Raw genomic sequence first — 903 nt, 5'->3', positions numbered from 1 at the left:
GATATGTCTTCCCTTCCTCATCTCGGCAATCAACACCCAAAAACGCCTCCATTTGCGGAATCACATAACTGCCTGCTGGCAGCTCACCGGGCATGGCATACAAGACATAACGAAATCTTGCATCAATCGCATCTGTGCCAGGTGCCCGCGTGGCGTTGGGAGTCGGATACCAAGTCGTGAACGTCCAGGCAAGGGGGACGGCATCACTGTCTGGGGCTGAGGTATCCCTGGTCGGGACTATGACCCCAAAATAGGGATTACCCGTTGACATGAGGGTATGTACTTTGCCATTAAATTCGACGGTATGAGCCGTGGCCGCCGTATAGCTGAAAAAACTCCCCTCTCTGTCTTTGATATTAGAATCACTTGGGTGGCAGACATTGGCGGCAGTCAATCCCGCATTCGCCACCAAATAAGGTTCATTGTTTCCTTCTGGCACAGAGATATTTATCTGGCTGCCTGGTGGCCCTAAATACGTCTTGGCCGCGACACTTGATGTATTAACAGCACTCAACACAAGGCCGCACCATAAGCAGCCAATGGTTGCCCCCCGTATTACTCTGGCGCAAACACGCTTGCCATCAATATTAATGGACATATCCCGGCTGGCTGCAGAATAAATAAAAAGCTTCATCACCCACACCTTTACATTTAAAAGACAGGAACAGATAACCAGCAATCAAACGAATTGCTAATAACTATATATTTATCCTAACGGCACTCGATGGCTAAGCGGATGATGGGTTCCGATTTCGCGGATTCTGGCAGTTGGTAATTGGCCCCACAACGCTGACCCTGACCCTCTCCCCATTGGATGTCTAAGGTGCCTTCGTTGGCCAGCCCGGCCAGGTAAACGAGTCCCTCGTCACTCACGATGGCGGATGCCACTTCATCCTCGTTGAC

At 50.6% G+C, this 903-nt stretch carries 2 protein-coding genes; both read right to left on the bottom strand.

What is annotated here, in order from left to right; genetic code table 11:
- Positions 1–634 (bottom strand): hypothetical protein (locus LG30_RS21810; protein WP_152598952.1); only part of this gene is annotated, 634 nt, incomplete at its 3' end.
- Between the two features lie 77 nt (positions 635–711).
- On the bottom strand, positions 712–903 hold a 192-nt coding region (locus tag LG30_RS0100005; protein ID WP_033128655.1), incomplete at its 5' end, for a FimD/PapC C-terminal domain-containing protein.

Source organism: Aeromonas aquatica (assembly GCF_000764655.1).
GTDB classification, from domain to species: domain Bacteria; phylum Pseudomonadota; class Gammaproteobacteria; order Enterobacterales; family Aeromonadaceae; genus Aeromonas; species Aeromonas aquatica.
The sequence above is the reverse complement of the archived record's forward strand: the minus strand, read 5'-3'. Positions and strand labels throughout refer to the sequence as shown.